This window comes from Aeromonas rivipollensis (genome assembly GCF_010974825.1).
In the GTDB taxonomy this organism is placed as follows: domain Bacteria; phylum Pseudomonadota; class Gammaproteobacteria; order Enterobacterales; family Aeromonadaceae; genus Aeromonas; species Aeromonas rivipollensis.
Map to the genome: position 1 here is coordinate 1 of NZ_JAAILA010000006.1, position 19,795 is coordinate 19,795.

Sequence of the window (19,795 nt, forward strand, 5' to 3'; positions counted from 1 at the left end):
ACATAACTGGGACAGCGCCTTTTTTATGCCCGCCAAGTGGCGAATGCCGGTACTGTGACGAGCCCCGCCTGGTGACGGCAAGCGCCTTTTGCATCTTACCCCCCGATCCCCGACAATCCCATTTTGTGTGAAGTGACGGAAATGGCTCGCCTTTTCCGGCGCGCACCCCTCTTCATGAAATTGGCGGGAGTCGTCCATGTTTACCCTCTACCACTCCAATCAGCTGGATCTGCTCAAGGAGCTGCTGGTGAGCCGCATCCGGCAGGCGCCCCTCTCTCACCCCTTCGAGCACGAGCAGATCCTGGTGCAGAGTCCCGGCATGGCCCAGTGGCTCAAGCTGGAGCTGGCCAAGGCCTTCGGCATCGCCGCCAATATCGACTTCCCGCTGCCAGCCAGCTTCATCTGGGAGATGTTCACCCAGGTGCTGGCAGACGTGCCCCGCCAGAGCCCCTACAACAAGGGATCCATGAGCTGGCAGCTGATGACCATTCTGCCCGCCCTGCTGGACAGGCCCGCCTTCGCCCCGCTGGCCGCCTATCTGGGGGGGGATGAGCAAGATCCTGCCCAGGATCCCGAGCAAGTAAGGCTGTGGCAGCTCTGCCAGAAGGTGGCGGATCTCTTTGACCAATATCTGGTGTATCGGCCGGACTGGATAGCCCGCTGGGAAGAGGGGGAAGGATTGAGTCAGGAGCTGGCCGGGGTGAGCGGTCAGGATTGGCAGCCTGAGCTGTGGCGCGAGCTGGTGGCCCGCACCCTGGCCCTCGCACCCAGCGGCTACCACAGAGCCAACCTCTACGAGGAGTTTATCCACGAGCTGGCGCGCACCCGGGATCTGCCGGGCAAGCTGCCCCAGCGGGTCTTCGTGTTCGGCATCTCGGCGCTGCCACCCCGCTATGTGGAGGCCCTGCTGGCCCTCGGCAGCCGACCCGAGGTGGAGGTGCACCTGTTCGTCACCAACCCCTGCCGCTACTACTGGGGGGATCTGCTGGACAGAAAAACCCTGGCGCGGCTCGAAACCAGGCTCAAACCCGGCACCGACATCGAGACCCTGCAAGGGCCCGCCAACCCGCTGCTCGCCTCCATGGGCAAGCTGGGGCGCGACTACCTGCATCAGCTGATGGAGCTGGAGGTGCCGCAAATCGAAGCCTTCGTCGATATCGACGAGGTGGATGAGCAGGGCAATGTCAGCCTGCTGCGCGCCATCCAGAAGGATGTGCTGGAGCTGGCCGAACGGGGCGCCGGTCAATTCGATCTCGACAGCAGCCACCACAAGAGCCCCATCAGTCCGGCGGATGGATCCCTGCAGATCCACGCCTGTCACGGCCCTATGCGCGAACTCGAGGTGCTGCACGACCGGCTGCTGGCGCTGTTCGAGCAGGACCCGACCCTCACTCCGAAAGATGTGGTGGTGATGATGCCGGACGTGAACAGCTACGGCCCCTACATTCAGGCGGTGTTCGGCGCGCGCGGCCAGATCCCCTTTGCTGTATCGGACAGAGCCGCCAGCCAGGAGAGCCCGCTGCTGCAAAGCTTCCTCGCCCTGCTCAAGCTGCCCAACGCCCGCCTCGGTGCCGGCGAGCTGCTCGCCATCCTCGAGGTGCCCGCCGTGCTGCGCCGCTTCGAGCTGGATGACGACGAGTTCAACCAGTTGCGGGTCTGGGTGCAGGAGACCGGCATCCGCTGGGGGCTGGATGACGGTTACCCCGTCCGCTTCGATCTGCCGCCCATGTCCGGCAACAGCTGGCTGTTCGGCCTGCGCCGCATGCTGCTCGGCTTTGCCATGGGGGATGGGGAGCCGGTGGCTGGCATCTTGCCCTGTGCCGACAACACAGGGGGTCAGCAGGGCCCCTTGGCCAGCATATTGCCCTGTGCCGACAACATGGGGGGTCAGCAGGGCCCCTTGGCCAGCATATTGCCCTACGCAGAGATCGAGGGTCAGCAGGGGTTGGCGCTGGGCAAGCTCGCCTGGTTTGTCGACTCCCTGGCCGAATTCCTGCCCCGGCTGCAACAGGCGCAGCCGCTGGCAGAGTGGAACGCCTGCCTGCTGGCACTGCTGGAGCGCTTCTATCTGGCCGACGAGGATGAAGAGCGTCAGCTCCAGCTCATTCGCAGCCAGCTGGCCGACTGGCAAACCCAGCTCGGGGAGGCTCGCTTCGATCAGCCCATCACCGCCGACCTGTTGCAGGACTACCTCGGCAGCGTGCTGGGGGAGTCCCGCTCCAGCCAGCGCTTCCTCGCCGGTCAGGTCAACTTCTGCACCCTGATGCCGATGCGCTCCATCCCCTTCAGGCAGGTCTGCCTGCTCGGGATGAACGACGGCGTCTACCCGCGCACTTTGGCCCCCATGGGCTTCGATCTGATGGCGGTGGCGGGGCGACGCGGTGATCGCTCCCGCCGCGATGACGACCGCTACCTCTTCCTGGAGGCGCTGCTGAGCGCCCAGCAGGGGCTCTATATCAGCTATCAGGGCTTCAGCGCGCAAGACAACAGCGACAAGGTGCCCTCTGTGCTGCTGGCGGAGCTGATCGACTATGTGCGGCAGGGCTTCGTGCTGGCGGGGGATGAGAACCTGGATGACGAAGCCTCAGGCCGGCGGCTGCTTCAGCACCTGATAGTGCCGCACCCGCTCACCCCCTACAGCCGCAACTACTTCTACCCACAGGCGGGGTCCGGCCTCTTTACCTATGCCGCCGACTGGCTGCCCGCCCTCAATCCGGTGCGCGGTGCGGCCAACTTCCAGAGCGGCGAGCTGCCGCTGCCTCCCGAATGGGGCAAGGAGCAGGGGCTGGAGCTGGCGGAGTTGCTGCGTTTCTATCGCCAGCCCACCAAGTATTTCCTCAACCGACGCCTCAAGGTGTGGTTCGAGCTGAACGAAGCCAACATCGAAGACAGCGAGCCGTTCGAGCTGGACGGCCTGCAGCACTATCAGCTCAAGGCCCTGCTGCTCGATGCTCATCTGGCACAGGGGGATAGCTCAGTGCGTCGCGAGCGCTTGCAGCTCACCGGCCTGCTGCCCCAAGGCTGGTTCGGCAGCCTGCTGCTGGAGGATCTGGACGCCGAGATGGGCAAGCTGGCGGATCGGCTGCGCCCCTGGGTTGCGGCCAATGAGGCAGAAAAACGGGCGGTGGAGATCGATATCTCCCTGACCCAGGGCCAGCTGCAGGGGTGGATAGACACCCAGAAGGGACGCTTGCTGGTGGTGAAACCCGGCAGCTTCAACGGCAAGGATCTGCTGCTGGGCTGGATCCAGCACCTCTGCCTTTCCCTGAGCGCTGCCCCCGGCGACACCCTGCTGTTCGATGCCAAGCAGAGTCTGCGGCTGCCAGCTCTTCCGGCCGAGGAGGCGCGCCCCAGGCTGGCGGCCCTGGTCTCCCTCTGGGCTCAGGGGATGAAGCGGCCGCTGCCGTTTTTCCCCAACACCGCCTGGGAGTGGTTCAGGGCGATCGAGAAGGATCCGGACAAGCCGGAGGCGGCCGACAAGGCGGCCCTTACCCGCTTCAACGGCGGCTACATGGTGACGGGGGAGGGGCAAGATCCTTATGTCGCCCGCTGCTTCCCCGAGCTGGATGACGCCGTGCTGGGCCAATTGCAGGCCCTGGCCCGCGAACATCTGACCCCGTTGCTGACCACCCTGGAGATGATGTGATCATGGCCAACCCGCTCAATACCCTGCGTTTTCCCCTCCATGGTGAACGACTGATCGAGGCCTCTGCCGGTACCGGCAAGACCTACACCATAGCCGGCCTCTACCTGCGCCTGCTGCTGGGCCACGGCCCACTGATCGAAGAGGGCGCCGATGTGGGTCAATCCAGCGCCCACGAGCGGCCGCTGTCGGTGACCGAGATCCTGGTGGTGACCTTTACCGAGGCCGCCACCGCCGAGCTGCGGGGGCGGATCCGCGCCCGCATCCACGAGGCGCGCCTCGCCTTTATGCGCGGTGAGAGCAAGGATGACTTGCTGGCCCAGTTGCTGATCGAGGTGGAGGATCACGAGCTTGCGGCCCGTCGCCTGCTGGCCGCCGAGCGGCAGATGGACGAGGCGGCTGTCTTTACCATCCACGGCTTCTGCCAGCGGATGCTGAAGCAAAACGCCTTCGAGTCGGGCGCCCTGTTCGAGACAGAATTTTTGACCGACGACAGCCAGCTCAGGCTGCAGGCGGTGAGCGACTACTGGCGCGCCGAGTTCTATCCGGTGGATAAAACCCTCGCCAGCTCGGTGCGCGCGCTCTGGTCGAGCCCCGCTGCCCTGCTGCGGGAGATGAACGGCTGGCTCGACAACAGCGAGCTGGAGATACACCCGGCCTTGGGGGATGAGACCCTCGCCGCCCGCCATCAGGCTGCCATGGCCCGCATCGGGGCTGTGAAGCGCGAATGGCTGGCGCAAGGGGACGAGATCCGCCGCCAGACGGATGGGCAAGTAAGCCGCTATACCGGCAAGAACTACGAAGGCTGGCTCGCCAAGATTGGCGACTGGGCACAGGACGAGGGCAGTGGCTACGCCATTCCCAAGGAGCTGGAGCGCTTCGGCCAGACGGTGCTGGAGGAGAACCTCAAGAAGGGGGGCGCAGTGCCGACCCTGCCGCTGTTCAGCCAGATCGACGAGCTGTTGGCGAGCCGCCCCGGTATTCGCGACCTCATCCTGCAACGGGCGGCCAAGGTGGTGCGCAGCCGGATGCAGGCGAGCAAGCGCCAGGCCCATCAGCTCTCCTTCGATGACCTGCTCAAGGATCTCGACGGGGCGCTGGGCTCCAGCCTTGGCGAGCGGCTCTGCGATCGCATTCGCGCCACCTATCGGGTGGCGATGATCGACGAATTTCAGGATACCGACCCCCAGCAGTACCGCATCTTCCACCGGCTTTACGGCGGCCACCAGGACACGGCGCTCCTGATGATCGGTGACCCCAAGCAGGCCATCTACGGCTTTCGCGGCGCCGACATCTTTACCTACATCCAGGCGCGGCGAAATGTGAGTGCCCACTACACCCTGGGGCGCAATTGGCGCTCCAGCAGTGCGCTGGTGGGGGCGGTCAATGGCCTGTTCGAGCGGGCCAGGGATCCCTTTATCTACGAGGCGGATATCCCCTTCCTGCCGGTGGAGGCCCAGGGCAAGAGCAAGGCGCTGCTGCTGGGTGGCGCCACCGCACCCGTGCTCCACTGCTGGCAGCTGAGCGGCCAGCCTACCTTCAACCGGGGGGATTACCAGAGCAAGATGGCCCGCGCCACCGCCGCCGAGATCCACCGCCTGCTGACGCTGGCCCGGGAGGGCAAGGCACAGATAGGTGACAAGGCGGTGAAGGCGGGGGATATCGCCGTGCTGGTGCGTACCGGCAGCGAGGGCAAGCTGGTGCAGCAGGAGCTGGCGCGCCTCGCCATCGCCTCCGTCTATCTGTCGAACCGCGAGAGCGTGCTGGAGCAGGTGGAGGCGCGAGAGATACTGCTGATCCTGCACGCCTGCCAGAACCCGAGTGAGGAGAGGAGCCTGCGGGCGGCGCTGGCGACCGGGCTCTTTGATCTGGATGCCAAGGCGCTGGACGCGCTGGCCTCGGACGAGCGGGACTGGGAGAGTGCGGTGCAGGAGTTTATGGAGTACCGGCAGATCTGGCATCGCCGCGGCGTGCTGGCCATGCTGCGGGCCCTGCTGCACAGGCGCAATCTCGCCTCCTCCCTGCTGGCGAGCCCCTACGGCGAGCGGCGGCTGACCAACTTCCTCCATCTCGGCGAGTTGCTGCAACAGGTGAGCAGCGAGCTGGATGGGGAATATGCCCTGCTGCGCTGGCTGGGGGAGGCGGTGAGCCGCCCGGGCGGCCAGGATGCGGAGCAGGTACTTCGCCTCGAATCCGAGCGCAAGCTGGTGCAGATAGTCACCATCCACAAATCCAAGGGGCTGGAGTACCCCCTGGTGTTCCTGCCCTTCATCTGCAGCCACAGAACCGCCGAGACCCCGCTCTATCACGAGGCGGATGAGGGGGGCAATCGCACCATTCTCGATCTGACCGGCGCCGACTCGTCGCTCGCCGAAGCGGACAAGGAGCGCCTCGCCGAAGACTTGCGGCTGCTCTATGTGGCGCTGACCCGGGGCGTCTACGCCACCTGGCTGGGGCTGGCCCCGGTGCGCTCGGGCAACGGCAAGTCGGAGAAGACCGAGCTGCACCACACCGCCATCGGCTACCTGCTGCAAAAGGGGGAAGAGGGGGATGCCACTACCCTGGCGACCGCCCTCACCGAGCTTGCCCAGGCGCTGCCCGGGGTGGTGGTCTGTGAGCCCTCGCTCACCCGTCCGGCCCCACTGCCGCCAGAGGAGGAGCAGTTGGGCGAGCCCCAGGTGCGCCACTTTAGCGGTCGGCTGGAGCGGGACTGGTGGATCAGCTCCTACTCCGGGCTGGCGGCCCAGGGGAACGGCCACGGCAAGGGGGTCCTGGCGAACCCCGGCTTCGATGACGAGGTCGTGACCGAGGCCGCCGCTGCGCAGGAAGAGGAGGCGCCAGCCCCCTCCATCTTCACCTTCCCCAAGGGGGCGCGCCCCGGCACATTGCTGCACAGCCTGTTCGAGACCATAGACTTCGAGAGCGCGGCGGGCGAGCCGCTGGCGCAGCATATCGCTGGCCTGCTGGCGCAAGATGGCTTCGACGAGAGCTGGGCCCAAGTGTTGCAACAGCAGGTGGAGGCGGTGCTCGATACCTCGCTGGATACCGGCTTTGGGGAGCCTGTGCGGCTGCGGGATCTGGCGCCCGGGCGCAAGCAGGTGGAGCTGGAGTTCTTCCTGCCCATGGGGCGGGTGACGGCCCCGGCGCTCACCGCCCTCTGCCAGCAGCACGACCCGCTGTCGCGGGGCAACAAGCCGCTCGGCTTCGCCACAGTGCAGGGGATGCTCAAGGGCTTTATCGATCTGGTGTTCGAGTGGCAGGGGCGCTGGTATCTGCTCGACTACAAATCCAACCACCTCGGCATGAGCCCGGCCGATTACAGCCGTCCGGCGCTGGAGCGGGCCATGGCGGAGCATCGCTACGACCTGCAATACCAGCTCTACTCGCTGGCGCTGCACCGGCTGCTCAGCCTGCGCCTGCCAGGCTACGACTTTGACCAGCACTTTGGCGGGGTCTTCTATCTGTTCCTGCGCGGCATGCCGCAAGGGGGGGTATTCCATACCCGTCCGAGTCGTGAACTGGTGCTGGGGCTCGACAAGTTGTTTAGTAAAGGTGTGATGCCTGACGATCATCGTTTAGAAAAACCAAACAAGGCAGAGGCATGAGGGGCGAGATGAAGAGCGACGGTATGATCGAACGGCTGAAAGCCCTGGCGCTGGCGGGGCGTATCCGCCAGCTGGATCTGCAATTTGCCAAACTGGTGGCCGATCTGGGCGGCGGCCCCGAGCTGGTGCTGGGGGCCGCGCTCGCCTGCTTCGAGCTGGGGCGCGGCCATGTCTGTCTGCCGCTGGAGATGCTGGCTGCCGGATCACTGCGGCCGTTCGGGCTGGATCCCCAGCAGAGCCGGGATCTGTTGCTGGATCTGGCGGATCCTGCCCGCTGGCCCGCCCTGTTTGCAGAGAGTCCCTTGGTCGGCACCGAGCAGGATGAGGGGCTTGCCCCGCGCTGGCCGCTGCGGCTCTGGCACGGGCGCCTCTACCTCACCCGCTACCACGATTTCGAGCTGGGGGTGGCCCGCCACCTGCGCGCCTTAAGTGAACGTGCCGAATGGCCCGAGATAGCCCCGGCCCTGTCGCGCCTCTTTGCCCGCGACCACGGGCTGGTGTTCGGGGCGCTGCTCAAGGCCCGCCTCGCCCCCGACTTCTCGGCCCGTCACTTCGTCGAGAAGTATCTGGATCTGGTCTTCCCCGACGAGGTGGAGTGGCCCGCCATAGAGGCGCTGCTGGGGAGCGCCCAGGCGGCGAGCGATCTTGGCAAGCTGGATACCCTGGTGCCCGAGGCGCTCTGCTGCAACGGCCAGAAGCTGGCGGCGGCCACGGCGGCGGCGCGCCCCTTCTCGGTGATCTCAGGCGGCCCCGGTACCGGCAAGACCACCACTGTGGCCAAGCTGCTCGCCATTCTGGTGGAGACAGGACTGCAAGCAGGCAAGGCCCCGGCGATCCGGCTGGTGGCCCCCACCGGCAAGGCGGCGGCGCGCCTGACCGAGAGTATCGGCTCCGCCTTGCAGGCGCTGGACTTGCCCCCCGAGTGGGCCCAGGCCATCCCCACAGAGGCGGGCACCTTGCACCGGCTGCTCGGGGTCATTCCGGGGCGCAGCCAGTTCCGCCACCACGCGGGCAACCCGCTGCACCTCGACTTGCTGGTGGTGGATGAGGCCTCCATGGTCGACCTGCCCATGATGGCGCGCCTGCTCGATGCACTGCCGAGCCACGCCCGTCTCATCCTGCTCGGCGACAAGGATCAGCTCGCCTCTGTGGAGGCGGGGGCCGTGCTTGGGGATATCTGCAGCTTTATCGAACAGGGCATCAGCCCCGCGCAAGCGGATTGGCTCTCCCGCCAGACCGGCTACCGCCTGCAGGGCACACCCGCAGGGGCACCGGTGCGTGACAGCCTCTGTTTGCTTTCCAAGAGCTGGCGCTTCGATCAGCACTCCGGCATAGGCCAGCTGGCGCGGGCCTGCAACGACGGCGATGCCGCCGCGGTGGAATCGGTCTGGAGTGCGGGATTCAAGGACATCAGCCTGCACCCCTGGGCGGGGGAGGCCTATGAGGCCCTGATTGCCCAGGGAGTGGCCGGCTACGGCAGTTATCTGAAGGCGGCCCGCGCCGGAGAAGAGGCGTCTGCCGTGTTCAAGGCGTTCAACGGCTTCCAGATCCTCTGCGCCCTGCGGGACGGCCCCTTCGGGGTGCTGGGGCTTAACGAGCGGCTCGAACTGGCCCTGTCTCGGGCCGGGCTGATCCAGCGCGACGGCGACTGGTATGCGGGCCGCCCCGTGATGGTGGTGCGCAACGACCACGGCATCGGCCTCTACAACGGTGACATGGGGCTCTGCCTGCCCGATGAAACCGGCCGCCTCAAGGTGTGGTTCGAGCAGCCGGACGGCAGCCTGCGCGCGCTCTTGCCAAGCCGATTGCCGCCCCACGAGACTGTCTACGCCATGACCATCCACAAATCCCAGGGCTCGGAGTTTGCCCATACGGTGCTGGTGCTGCCCGACAGCCCCAGCCCCCTGCTGACCCGCGAGCTGGTCTATACCGGCATCACCCGCGCCAAGGCCCGGCTCGATCTCTACGGCGACCGCGCCCTGTTGGCACAGGCCGTGCGGAAAAAGACCGAGCGTTATTCCGGCTTGGCGGAGAGGTTGTTAAATTGAACATGAAATATATATTTTCGCGAGAGTGGAAGTTGATAGAGAAAGCAATGGCGGATGAATTCTGTCTCGAACTCCCTCGCTTGTTAAAAAATACTCTGGTGGTGGGAGAGGACCATCGTTTTTGGAACCATTCTGGAGTTGATTATTTTTCTTTATTAAGAGCCGTCATTAAAACCGGTTTTTTTAAAAATAGAGAGGGTGGTTCTACAATTGCGATGCAATTAGTTAGAGTCATAACATCTAACTATCAAGTAACTTTAAAGAGAAAAGTGATTGAGATTTTTCTAGCAAAGAAAATAACACGCATCTACGGTAGAGAGAAAATATTAAATAAGTATCTTCAGATGGCTTATTTTGGCTGGAACATGCATGGAGTTATTGATGCTTCTACTAAGTTAAAAATAAACATTAGAAACATGAGCCTTGTTGATGCGGCTGAGTTGATTGCCAGATTAAAATATCCTCAGTCTAGATTCCATAACCCAATACAAGACTCAAAGATAAAGCGAAGATCTGTTTATATTGTGGACAAATCAATTAGCAGGTACGGTGTTTAAATGGAACCATTCAAAAATCCATCAACATTAAAAAATATCGTTGGTACATATCCTGATGCAGCACATATAGCTGATGCTGTTATGTCTGGAGGCCAGTTTGCTAAACAAGCCATCGCGACTCAGTGGCTTTCTGAGGGGGTTCCTTATGCGTTTAAAGATGCCCCCTTGATATATGAGTCTGTGAGATCATGGTTGAGTATCCGGCTCAATGTTGAACCAAAGAGCATTAATATTACTGGCAGTGGTAGGTTAGGGCAGTCGCTATCACCAAAGCAACTAGGCAAGAAGTTTGGCTCTCATTCTGATTTGGACTTTTTTATCGTTAGTGAGAATCTTTTTTCAAGAATTAGAGATGAATTCAATCAATGGTATGCTGACTATCATAGAGAGCTTGTGAAGCCTAAAAATGAACGCGAGGCTGGTTTTTGGAATGAGAATACGATTAGGGGAGAGCGCAGTATCGGAAGAGGATTTATTGATGCCAATATTATACCAAACTTAGAACCATACCCGCAGACTAAGAATATTTCACAAACAATGTGGTTATTATCAGAGAGATTGAAAGTGACAGATGGTGCCCCAAAGGTAAAGGATATGAGTATAAGGTGTTATAAAACCTGGGATGATTTTATAACTCAGACATTTTTAAATGTTCATTATCCTCTATCTCAAGAGAAATAGTTAAAAAAGTATTTTTTCTGAGCTTCTAGGTTTAGTAATATTTTTACCGAGAAAGATATTATTTTCCTCCCCTCATCCCCGACCCTTCTCCCGCAAGGGGAGAAGGGAGCAAACACGTCGTCCGATTACACTTCGCTAATCGAACCTACGTGGCTGATTATATTGCCGTTAACCGAACCTGTGTGGTGAGCGATCATATCTCCGGTGCTGAGTTATCCCCTCTCCCTTTGGGAGAGGGTCAGGGTGAGGGGATCATTCAGGCATTAGATGGTCAGCTCCGGCCGGTTGTCTTCGGGATCCATCTCGTATGTTGGGCTTCGCAGGCTCAGCCCAACCTACAGGCCGCGTAGGTTGTGGCTGAGCGTAGCGAAGCCCAACGTTTACTGCATCATCTCTTTTTTCCTTCCCCTCATCCCCAGCCCTTCTCCCGCAAGGGGAGAAGGGAGTAAATACGCCGTCCGATTACGCTTCGCTAATCGAACCTACGTGGCTGACTGTTTTTCCGTCAATCGAATCGGCGTGGGTGGCGAGCATATCCCCGGTGCCGTTTTATCCCCTCTCCCGTCGGGAGAGGGGAGGGTGAGGGGATCATTCAGGCATTAGAGGGTCAATTCCAGCCGGTTTCCTTCGGGATCCAGAAAGGTGCTCTCGTAATAGCCATCGCCGGTCCAGCGGGGGCCATCCAGGTGTTTGACCTGGGCGCCCTTGAGCAGTTTGAGGCGGGCCGTCATCTTGTCCACCACCTCCACGCTGCCGAGGGAGAAGGCAAGATGGGCCAGCCCTTGCAGCGGATGCGACAGGCCGCGATCTGCCGGGAGCAGGGTGGGGCTGTGCATCAGCTCCAGGCTGGCGCCCCCCTCGAAGCGCACGAAGTAGGACGAGAACTGCTTGGTCGGGTTGTGGTAGCGCTCATTGGCCTGCCCGCCAAACAGGGTGCAGTAGAATGCCTTGAGTGCCTCCAGATCCTGCGCCCAGATGGCGACGTGATGTATGTGCATGGCTTGTCTCCTGTGACTCCATGCCCTTGATGTTATGATCTGGCCTAATCCTTCGACATGGCTGAGCCCGTCCTGATGATGTCTGACACTGCCAACCCCGATCTCATCGATGTCTCCCCCGACTGCCGCGAGCAGATCTGCTGCGACAGCCTGCTGCCCGCCCTCGGCCAGGAGCGGGTCTGGCTGGCGGGCTATTCCCGCCTGCGTACCCGCTATCGCATCGAGCGCCGCCTGGGGGACGTGCACTGCTTCCTGCTTACCCTGGGGGGCGAGGGAGAGGTGCTGATCGGCGATAGCTTCGAGCGGCTGCCGGTCGGGGAGTGGGCCCTGATCCCGGCGGGGGAGCCGCTCTGCTATCGGTTGCCAGAGACGCAGTTAGCGGCGACGGGGCTAGCAGAGACGCAGTGGCCAGCGGCGGAGCAGCAACAGCCGACGGCAAAGGGCGACTGGGATCTGGTGTGGCTGCTGCTGCACAAGGACTCCCCCTGGGATGCCTTCGCCAGCCGCCCTCGTCTGGGGTGCACCTCCCAGCAGGGGACACTGCTGCGCACCCTGGAGAACCTCTATGCGGAGCAGGAGCGCCATCAGGACCCGCTGCTCAGCGCGCTCCTGGTGGAGCAGCTCGGCTTTTACCTGCGCCGCCTGCTGCAAAAGGGGGAAGGGCAGAGTCGCGGCGAGCGGCTGGCTCTGCGCCTCGAATTGATGCTCAAAGATTCCCTGACCGAGTGCTGGGACATCGCCCGCATGGCCGGCGCCCTGCACCTATCGGAGCGCCAGCTCCATCGGCTCTGTCAGCAGCACTTCGCGCTGGCCCCCATGGCGCTGCTGCAACGGCTGCGCCTGCAGCGGGCGGCGCTCCTGCTGGCGAGCCGGGCCGACTCGGTGAAGCTGCTGGCCGCCCAGTGCGGCTTCAAGAACGAATACCACTTCTCCACCGCCTTCAAGCGCCAGCACGGGCTGGCCCCGAGCCACTATCGCCAACTGCATCACCCCGCCTTCAAGGGGCGTTGAGGGCACCCCAAAAAAGAGCGGGGCCCGAGGTGTCCCCCGGGCCCCGCAAGCAGCAGTCTGTGTCAGCTGCTGGATTTGATGCTGACGAACTCGGGATAGGCATCGACGCCGCACTCGTGGACATCCACGCCCAGCAGCTCTTCCTCTTCGCTGACCCTCAGGCCCATGGTGGCCTTGAGCAGGCTCCAGACGATGAGGGAGACGGCAAAGACCCAGCCGAAGATAGTGGCGGCCCCCAGCAACTGGGCGCCGAAGGTGGCGCTTGCGTTGGAGAAGGGCACCACCATCAGGCCGAACAGGCCGCAGACCCCGTGTACCGAGATGGCGCCGACCGGGTCATCTATTTTCAGGCGATCGAAGGCGACTATGGCGTAGACCACCAGGGCTCCGGCCAGGGCGCCGATCAGGCTGGCGAACAGCGGGCTGGGGGAGGCCGGATCGGCTGTGATGGCGACCAGACCACCGAGGGCACCGTTGAGGATCATGGTGAGATCCGCCTTGCCCCAGGTGAGTTTGCTGACCAGCAGGGCGCCGACCACACCGGCGGCCGCGGCAGCATTGGTGTTGACGAAGACGGTGCCGATGGCGGTGGCGTCAGCGGCGCTGGAGAGCGCCAGCTGGGAGCCGCCGTTGAAGCCGAACCAGCCCATCCAGAGGATCAGGGTGCCCAGGGTCGCGAGCGGCAGGTTGGAGCCGGGGATGGGATGGATCTCCCCCTGCTTGCCATATTTGCCACGACGGGGGCCGAGCAGCAGCACGGCGGCCAGGGCTGCGGCTGCGCCCGCCATGTGGACTATGCCGGAGCCCGCGAAGTCGGAGAAGCCCGCCTCTTTCAGGAAGCCGCCACCCCAGCTCCAGTAGCCCTCTATGGGGTAGATGAAGCCGGTCATCACCACGCAGAACAGCAGGAAGGACCAGAGCTTCATCCGCTCGGCCACCGCCCCCGAGATGATGGAGGTGGCGGTCGCCACGAAGACCACCTGGAAGAAGAAGTCGGCGTGCAGTGAGTGGCCGGCATCCTCGGCCTGGCTGCCCATCAGGCTGCCAAAGCTCGGCAACCAGCCGCCGGCGCCGTTGTCCACGTACATGATGTTGTAGCCGACCAGCAGGTACATGACGCAGGCGATGGCGTAGAGCAGGATATTCTTGGTCAGGATCTCTGTGGTGTTCTTGGCGCGGACCAGGCCAGCCTCCAGCATGGCGAACCCGGCGGCCATCCACATGACCAGCACGCCGGAGATCAGCAGGTAGAAGGTATCGAGCGCATAGCGCAGCTCGCTGACGGATGTGATCAACTCTTCCATGTCGTGTTCCTCGGTTCCAGTCGTATCAAAGGGCGTCTGCGTCTGTCTCGCCGGTGCGGATGCGCACGGCGGCCAGCAGGTCGCAGACGAAGATCTTGCCGTCACCTATCTTGCCGGTGTGGGCGGCCTGGCTGATGGCTTCGATGATGGGCTCGACGTTGTCGGCCTGGGTGGCGATCTCCAGCTTCACCTTGGGCAGGAAATCCACCTGGTATTCGGCGCCCCGATAGAGCTCGGTGTGCCCCTTCTGGCGGCCAAACCCCTTGACCTCGGAGACCGTCAGCCCCTCTACGCCGAGGGTGGCGAGGGCTTCGCGAACGTCATCGAGTTTGAACGGCTTGATGATGGCAGTGATTAACTTCATGCAATGTCCCCAATCCTTGGTGGTTCACCAAGACAAAGGCAAATATTGCGCCAAGAATTTTTCCCTATTTATTCAATGATTTATTTCATGGTAGTCAGAGGGGGTGACGAGAGGTGCCCCATTTGGGCAGGGCTGCGCCAAGGGGGTGCACCACCCTGGTGCAAGGGAGATGAAGACAAAAGAGGGAAGCCGTGACGGCGCTCAAGACTGGCGGCAGGCCCTGCTGCTACTGTTATTCAGGGGAGCCTGGGGGCGGCCGATAACCTTGTCATGACAGGGATTGCAGGCAGGCAGTCGTCATCGGGTAGCCCGGCAGGCGGCCGCATTTTTCAATGATGTTCAACCGCCGGACTCGAGTCACCCGCAGTGGCGCGGGGGAGCAGAACAAGGATGGTTTCCATGCTGCAGGACAATGACACTATCAGGATCCAGGATCTCAATGAGGCCGCGGTACACGGCATTCTGGAGGTCATCAGCGACGGGATCTGGGACTGGAATGCCAACACCGGCTTCGTCTATCGCAATCCGGGCTGGTATCAGATGCTGGGCTATGAGCCGCACACCCTCGACAACACGGTATTCACCTGGGAAAACCTGATCCACCCGGACGATCTGGCGCGGGTGATGGCCCGCTTCGATGCCTATCTGAGCGGCCAGTCTACAGACTACAGGGCCGAGTACCGCTGTCGCTGCCGCAACGGGGACTTCATCTGGATAGAGGATTGTGGCCGCATCATAGCGCGCAACCCGGATGGCTCCGTGGCCAGAATGATAGGGGCGCACCGGGACATTCATGCCCAGCGGGAGCTCTACGCCCGGCTGGAGCTGCACAATCGCTCCCTGGAGCAGCAGGTGGCGGAGCGCACCGCCGAGCTGGAGCGGCTCAACCTGGCGCTCCAGCATCAGGTGGAGGAGAACCGCCGCCTGGCGGAGACGGACTCCCTGACCGGGGCCGCCAGCCGCTATCGGCTGGAGCAGGCCGTCCGGCTGGAGTATGAGCGCGCCCGGCGCTTCAAGGAGCCCTTCGCCGTGATCGCCATGGACGTGGACGACTTCAAGCAGATCAACGATCGCCACGGCCACGGGGTGGGGGATCAGACCCTGATCGACATAGTGCGCCTGACCCGCGGCTCCATCCGCGAGATCGATCTGCTGGCCCGCTGGGGGGGCGACGAATTCATGCTGGTGCTGCCCAACACCCGTCTGGCGGAGGCCCATGTGGTGGCCGAAAAGCTGCGACAGCGACTGGGCTATGCCAGGGTCAAGGGGGTGGAGCCCATCACCCTGAGTTTCGGTCTGGTGGAGTCCATGCCGGACGAGCCCCTGAACCAGTTGATGGCGAGGGTGGACAGGGCACTCTACCGGGCCAAGCTGGCGGGCAAGGATCAGCTCTCTGGCTAGGGGGGGGGCGCTATCCGTCCCCGGCCGCCCTGTCCAGCCTCTAGTCCCTCTTCCCCCCCGAATGCGGCTTGACCTTGGGATCATCTTGACTCCAATCGAGCTCACTGGTCTGATGCGCGCTCTTTCATTCCTGTGAGATGTATCTTAATGAAAAAGTGCCTTCTGATTGCCCTGACCGCCCTGCCCCTGGTTGCCCACGCCGGCCTGATGGATTCCCTGACCGATTCCGTGACCAGCAGCGTCACCAGCACCGCCAAAGAGATGGCCGGTACTGCCGTGGACAGCGCCTCCAACGAAGCGATCAAAACGGCCCTGGATATCAAGGAAGGCGGCTCCAACAAGCAGGCCATCAAGGACAAGCTGGGCGCCCCGGCCAGCACCAAGACCGAAGCCGGTCTGGAAGTGTGGACCTATGACCTGAGCGCCCTGAACAAGGTATCTCCCATGCTGGCAGAGACCTCCAAGACCCTGTTCAAGGATACCGAAGCCGCTCAGAAGAGCGTCGTCATCAAGTTTGAAGGCGAAACCGTCAAAACCCTGAACCTGGCCGACAAAGCCAAGGCCTGAGTCTGAACGACGTGCATGAAAAAGGGGCCCGCGGGCCCCTTTTTGCTGGCTGGCGTTCGCCATCACACCTTGAAGCGGCGCACCAGGGCCAGCAGCTGGCGGTTGGAGCCGAGCAGTGACGCTGCACTCTGCTCGGTCTGGCTGCCGTTTTGCACCAGCAGGTTCAGCATGTCGCGAATGCTCACCATGTTGCGGTTGATCTCCTCGGTCACCCGGCTCTGCTCCTCGGCGGCGGTGGCGATCTGGCTGCTGAGATCGTGGATCTGCACCACAGAGTCGGCCATGCTGTCGAGCCCACCGGTGACCTGACCCGTGGTGTCGGCTGCGGCCTGGCAGCTGCGCTTGGTCTGCTCCATGGCGACCACTGCCTCGGCCACCCCCTGGGTGAGGCGCGACAGCATGCTGCCCACCTCGGCTGTGCTGTTCTGGGTGCGGGCCGCCAGGGCGCGCACCTCGTCGGCCACCACGGCGAAGCCACGTCCCTGCTCCCCGGCCCGGGCCGCCTCTATGGCGGCGTTGAGTGCCAGCAGGTTGGTCTGGGCGGCGATGCCGCCTATCACCCCGAGCACGCTGCCGATCTGCTTGGCATCCTCCTGCATCTCCAACACCTTGGCGGCGGCGAGATCCACCTCGTCGATCAGGGCCACCACGCTGGTGGAGGCCGAGCCCACCACCTTGCGCGAGTTGGCGGCCTGGCCATTGGCGGCCTCGGTGAAGCTTGCCGAGTCGCTGGCGTGCTGGGCCACGCTGTCGGCGGTGGAGCTGAGCTCGGTGAGGGCGGTGACCACCTGATCCGTCTCGCTGGCGTGTTCCCCCAGGATCCGTCGGGCCTGACCCGTCTGCTGATCGAGCTGTGCCAGCTCCCGGGTGATGAGGTCGGTGGCGTCCGTCACCTGCACCATCATCTGCTGCAGGTAGGCGATGAAGCGGTTCACCGACAGGGCTATGTTGTCCAGCTCGTCATGACCCTTCACCTGGATGCGGGCCGTCAGGTCCGCATCGCCGGCGCTGAGGGCATCTATGTTGAGCTTGAGGGTTTGCAGCCGGCTGCCGAGCTGGCTGATGGCCAGCACCATGAGCACGAACAGCAGTCCCACCAGGGGCAGCTGGATCGCGGCCAAAGTGGCGAGCACGTCCCGGCTGTCCTGGGTCAGGGTGCGGGTCGGCAGGGCGGTGGCGAGCAGCCAGGGAGTGCCTTCGATGGCCTCCATCAGCAGGGTCTGCTCCTCCCCCTGATCCTGGAAGGTTGTGCGCAGCAAGCCCTTGCTCGCGTCCTGGCCGAGCAGGCCGGCGATGGCACCGGCGAAGGGGTAGTCGGCATGGGCGGAGAGATTGCCGAGCACCACATCGCCGCCGAGGCGGGCATTCTTGCTCAGGATCTTGCCGTCAGCCTCGACTATCATCACCTGGCCGCCGATCTCCTGCTCCTTCCTGGCCACCAGCTCGTTGAAGAACCCCAGGGTCACGTCTATGGTCGACACCCCGTACAGGGCGCCGTCCCGGTAGATCCCCATGGCGCAGTTGGTTCTCGGCTGCTGGCTGGCGCCATCCTTGTAGGCGGCGGCCCAGACGCACATGCCGCGGGGAGCCTGCTGACCCGCCTTGTGCCAGGGTTGCTCGAAGTAGTTCGGCGCCTCGGCCGAGTTCCAGTAGGTGTTGGGGATGAGGGCGTTGGCCGCGTCCCTGTGATAGAAGGTGCTGAACTTGGCGCGGCCCGCCTCGCGTTTCTCCGGCAGGGGCCAGATGCCGCCGCCGAAGACCATGGCGTTGCCGTATTGATCGATGAGGGCGGGCAGCAGGGCGTCGATCTGCTCGCTCGGCAGCTGGGCCACCAGCTGGGTGATGCTGCGGGACTGGCTCTGCACCCCGTTGAGCTGGTCGCGGATGTCGGTGGCTATCTCGCTGACCCGCAGCGCCACATTCTGCTCACCGGCCTTCTGCAGCGCCGGCTTGATCCAGAGCTGGATGCCGATCACCGTCAGGGCGCACACCAGCGCCATGAACCCCAGGAAGACGGCGGTATAACGCCCCTTGATTGTGCCCAGATTCCATCCCATAACGACTCCTGTCCACTGTGGCCGGGGCCTTGCCCGATCCTGTTATTTGAGCCGCCATTATTAGCCATTTCGAAAATAAAACGTTTGTTATCGCTCACATATCCCGGTGCAGGGAGGCAGAAAAGTGGCGCCATGGCGGCGTCAGCCTAAGGACAGTGCTGTTGAGCGGACACGAAAAAAACAGGGTGGCCATGGCCACCCTGTCGTTATCTTGCTTGCTGGTTTACTTCGACTTACTGGTTCGCTTCTGCGAACGGCTTCATCGCCTCGACTTACTGATTTGCTTCTGCGAACTGCTTCATCACTTCTGCGTGCTTGATCATGCCGTCGGCACGCAGGCCGAGGTTTTTCACGAACTCGGCCTTCTTGGCCGGATCTTCAATCTTGTCGTAGCGCTGTTGCAGGTGAGCCTGGATCTGCTCCGGGGTCATGTTCTTCATGCGGGCCATCTTGTCGTGGCGACCGCCGTGGTGCTTGCCGCCCATCATGCCGGAACCGTCCATGGGGCAACCGGCCGCCGTGGCTTGGGTCGGCTGGGCGGTGGAGACAGCCTCGCTGGCGGCATAGGCGCCCAGCGGCAGGCCGAGGATCAGGGTGGCGGTCAGCAGGGTCTTGGTCAGCTTTTTCATGGGTAACTCCTGTCGGATGAATACGGGTAGAGGCTCTTTCGCCTTGGTATCCAGTAAACACCGTGGAAGTGTCTGAATTTTGCCAGTTGAAGCCTATTTTGTAGCAGAGTGTGGCATCTTGGCGCTCTGGCACACTTTGACACAACCCGCCCGATTGATTCTCGTATAATCGCCCCAGCTCGATAACGGGAGAGACAATGATGAACCAAGGCAGCCCTCATATTCTGGTGGTCGACGATCACAGCGAGATCCGCGATCTGCTCAAGCGCTTTCTGGAACAACACGGCATGCGCGTCAGCTGTGCCCGGGATGGCAAGGAGATGAAGCGGCTGCTGGACGAGCGAGAGTTCGATCTGCTGGTGCTGGATCTGATGATGCCGGGGGAGGATGGCCTGACTCTGTGTCGCGAGCTCAGGGTGAAGTCCCGTCTGCCCATCATCATGCTCACCGCCATGGGGGAGGAGACGGACCGCATCATCGGCCTGGAGATGGGGGCCGATGACTACCTCGCCAAGCCGTTCAACCCGCGCGAGCTGCTGGCCCGCATCAAGGCGGTGATGCGCCGCACCCAGGTGGAGAGCCAGCCCGTCCCCGAGGCCCTGACCCGGGATCTGCGCTTCGATCGCTGGCTGCTCGACATCAATCGCCGCGAGCTGGTGGACGAGGAGGGGGTGGGGATGAGCCTCTCCACCGCCGAGTTCGATCTGCTCAAGGTGTTTCTGGAGCGGCCCCAGCGGGTGCTGAGCCGGGATCAGTTGCTGGATCTGGCCCGTGGCCGGGAGGCGGTCGCCTTCGATCGCGCCATAGATACGCTAGTGAGCCGGCTGCGCCGCAAGCTGGAGCGGGATCCCAAGAATCCCGAGCTCATCAAGACCATCTGGGGCGGCGGTTACCTGTTCGCCGCCGACGTGACCCAGGAGTGAGGCCGGC

Annotated in this window: 14 protein-coding genes; 9 read left to right on the forward strand and 5 right to left on the reverse strand. The window is 62.9% G+C overall.

Going from position 1 to position 19,795, the window contains the following annotated elements; all coding sequences use genetic code 11:
• The first annotated feature begins 196 nt into the window (after window positions 1–196).
• From recC to G4923_RS03470, 5 genes are read left to right on the forward strand one after another with little or no spacing between them, the layout of a single operon-like run.
• Window positions 197–3,646 carry an exodeoxyribonuclease V subunit gamma gene (recC, locus tag G4923_RS03450; protein WP_163135513.1) on the forward strand — a complete coding sequence of 1,150 codons (3,450 nt, stop codon included), beginning with the start codon at window positions 197–199 and terminating at the stop codon, window positions 3,644–3,646.
• Window positions 3,647–3,648: 2 nt separating this feature from the next.
• Window positions 3,649–7,248 (forward strand): exodeoxyribonuclease V subunit beta, encoded by a 3,600-nt coding sequence (gene recB, locus G4923_RS03455; RefSeq protein ID WP_163135535.1) that lies wholly within the window; start codon window positions 3,649–3,651, stop codon window positions 7,246–7,248.
• Window positions 7,249–7,256: 8 nt separating this feature from the next.
• Window positions 7,257–9,296, forward strand: a complete 2,040-nt coding sequence (recD, locus tag G4923_RS03460; protein WP_205597038.1) for an exodeoxyribonuclease V subunit alpha — start codon at window positions 7,257–7,259, stop codon at window positions 9,294–9,296.
• A 47-nt stretch (window positions 9,297–9,343) separates the two neighbouring features.
• Window positions 9,344–9,853 carry a biosynthetic peptidoglycan transglycosylase gene (locus G4923_RS03465; RefSeq protein ID WP_163135514.1) on the forward strand — a complete coding sequence of 170 codons (510 nt, stop codon included), beginning with the start codon at window positions 9,344–9,346 and terminating at the stop codon, window positions 9,851–9,853.
• A complete protein-coding gene (locus G4923_RS03470; RefSeq protein WP_163135515.1) occupies window positions 9,854–10,534 on the forward strand; it encodes a hypothetical protein in 681 nt (226 codons plus the stop codon).
• A gap of 599 nt (window positions 10,535–11,133) precedes the next feature.
• Here the strand turns inward: G4923_RS03470 and G4923_RS03475 are convergent.
• Window positions 11,134–11,532, reverse strand: a complete 399-nt coding sequence (locus G4923_RS03475; RefSeq protein WP_163135516.1) for a VOC family protein — start codon at window positions 11,530–11,532, stop codon at window positions 11,134–11,136.
• A gap of 75 nt (window positions 11,533–11,607) precedes the next feature.
• Between G4923_RS03475 and G4923_RS03480 the strand changes: the two genes are divergently transcribed.
• Entirely contained in the window at window positions 11,608–12,543 is a 936-nt protein-coding gene (locus G4923_RS03480) for a helix-turn-helix transcriptional regulator (RefSeq protein WP_163135517.1), read from the forward strand.
• Window positions 12,544–12,605: 62 nt separating this feature from the next.
• On the opposite strand, the gene G4923_RS03485 is transcribed toward G4923_RS03480, so the two are convergent.
• Window positions 12,606–13,847 (reverse strand): ammonium transporter, encoded by a 1,242-nt coding sequence (locus G4923_RS03485; RefSeq protein WP_163135518.1) that lies wholly within the window; start codon window positions 13,845–13,847, stop codon window positions 12,606–12,608.
• A gap of 25 nt (window positions 13,848–13,872) precedes the next feature.
• The gene (gene glnK / locus G4923_RS03490) at window positions 13,873–14,211 is read right to left on the reverse strand and encodes a P-II family nitrogen regulator (protein ID WP_025328566.1); all 339 of its coding nucleotides are present in this window, start codon (window positions 14,209–14,211) and stop codon (window positions 13,873–13,875) included.
• Window positions 14,212–14,610: 399 nt separating this feature from the next.
• Here glnK and G4923_RS03495 point away from each other — a divergent pair, with 399 nt between their 5' ends.
• Window positions 14,611–15,612, forward strand: coding sequence for a sensor domain-containing diguanylate cyclase (locus tag G4923_RS03495; protein WP_163135519.1), 1,002 nt, complete (start codon window positions 14,611–14,613; stop codon window positions 15,610–15,612).
• A gap of 147 nt (window positions 15,613–15,759) precedes the next feature.
• Entirely contained in the window at window positions 15,760–16,179 is a 420-nt protein-coding gene (locus G4923_RS03500; protein ID WP_106885607.1) for a hypothetical protein, read from the forward strand.
• Between the two features lie 62 nt (window positions 16,180–16,241).
• On the opposite strand, the gene G4923_RS03505 is transcribed toward G4923_RS03500, so the two are convergent.
• Entirely contained in the window at window positions 16,242–18,236 is a 1,995-nt protein-coding gene (locus G4923_RS03505; protein ID WP_163135520.1) for a methyl-accepting chemotaxis protein, read from the reverse strand.
• A 272-nt stretch (window positions 18,237–18,508) separates the two neighbouring features.
• A complete protein-coding gene (locus tag G4923_RS03510) occupies window positions 18,509–18,865 on the reverse strand; it encodes a hypothetical protein (RefSeq protein ID WP_106885609.1) in 357 nt (118 codons plus the stop codon).
• Between the two features lie 200 nt (window positions 18,866–19,065).
• On the opposite strand from G4923_RS03510, the gene G4923_RS03515 reads away from it, so the two are divergent.
• On the forward strand, window positions 19,066–19,788 hold the full coding sequence (locus G4923_RS03515) for a response regulator (protein WP_163135539.1): 723 nt from the start codon (window positions 19,066–19,068) through the stop codon (window positions 19,786–19,788).
• Window positions 19,789–19,795 lie beyond the last annotated feature (7 nt).

Coding starts and splice junctions, on each gene's coding strand:
- glnK (WP_025328566.1), bottom strand. CDS start 14,211: ATGAAGTTAATCACTGCCATCATCAAGCCGTTCAAACTCGATGACGTT.
- G4923_RS03485 (WP_163135518.1), bottom strand. CDS start 13,847: ATGGAAGAGTTGATCACATCCGTCAGCGAGCTGCGCTATGCGCTCGAT.
- G4923_RS03510 (WP_106885609.1), bottom strand. CDS start 18,865: ATGAAAAAGCTGACCAAGACCCTGCTGACCGCCACCCTGATCCTCGGC.
- G4923_RS03505 (WP_163135520.1), bottom strand. CDS start 18,236: ATGGGATGGAATCTGGGCACAATCAAGGGGCGTTATACCGCCGTCTTC.
- recC (WP_163135513.1), top strand. CDS start 197: ATGTTTACCCTCTACCACTCCAATCAGCTGGATCTGCTCAAGGAGCTG.
- G4923_RS03465 (WP_163135514.1), top strand. CDS start 9,344: ATGGCGGATGAATTCTGTCTCGAACTCCCTCGCTTGTTAAAAAATACT.
- G4923_RS03480 (WP_163135517.1), top strand. CDS start 11,608: ATGATGTCTGACACTGCCAACCCCGATCTCATCGATGTCTCCCCCGAC.
- G4923_RS03500 (WP_106885607.1), top strand. CDS start 15,760: ATGAAAAAGTGCCTTCTGATTGCCCTGACCGCCCTGCCCCTGGTTGCC.
- G4923_RS03515 (WP_163135539.1), top strand. CDS start 19,066: ATGAACCAAGGCAGCCCTCATATTCTGGTGGTCGACGATCACAGCGAG.
- G4923_RS03495 (WP_163135519.1), top strand. CDS start 14,611: ATGCTGCAGGACAATGACACTATCAGGATCCAGGATCTCAATGAGGCC.
- recB (WP_163135535.1), top strand. CDS start 3,649: ATGGCCAACCCGCTCAATACCCTGCGTTTTCCCCTCCATGGTGAACGA.
- recD (WP_205597038.1), top strand. CDS start 7,257: ATGAAGAGCGACGGTATGATCGAACGGCTGAAAGCCCTGGCGCTGGCG.
- G4923_RS03470 (WP_163135515.1), top strand. CDS start 9,854: ATGGAACCATTCAAAAATCCATCAACATTAAAAAATATCGTTGGTACA.
- G4923_RS03475 (WP_163135516.1), bottom strand. CDS start 11,532: ATGCACATACATCACGTCGCCATCTGGGCGCAGGATCTGGAGGCACTC.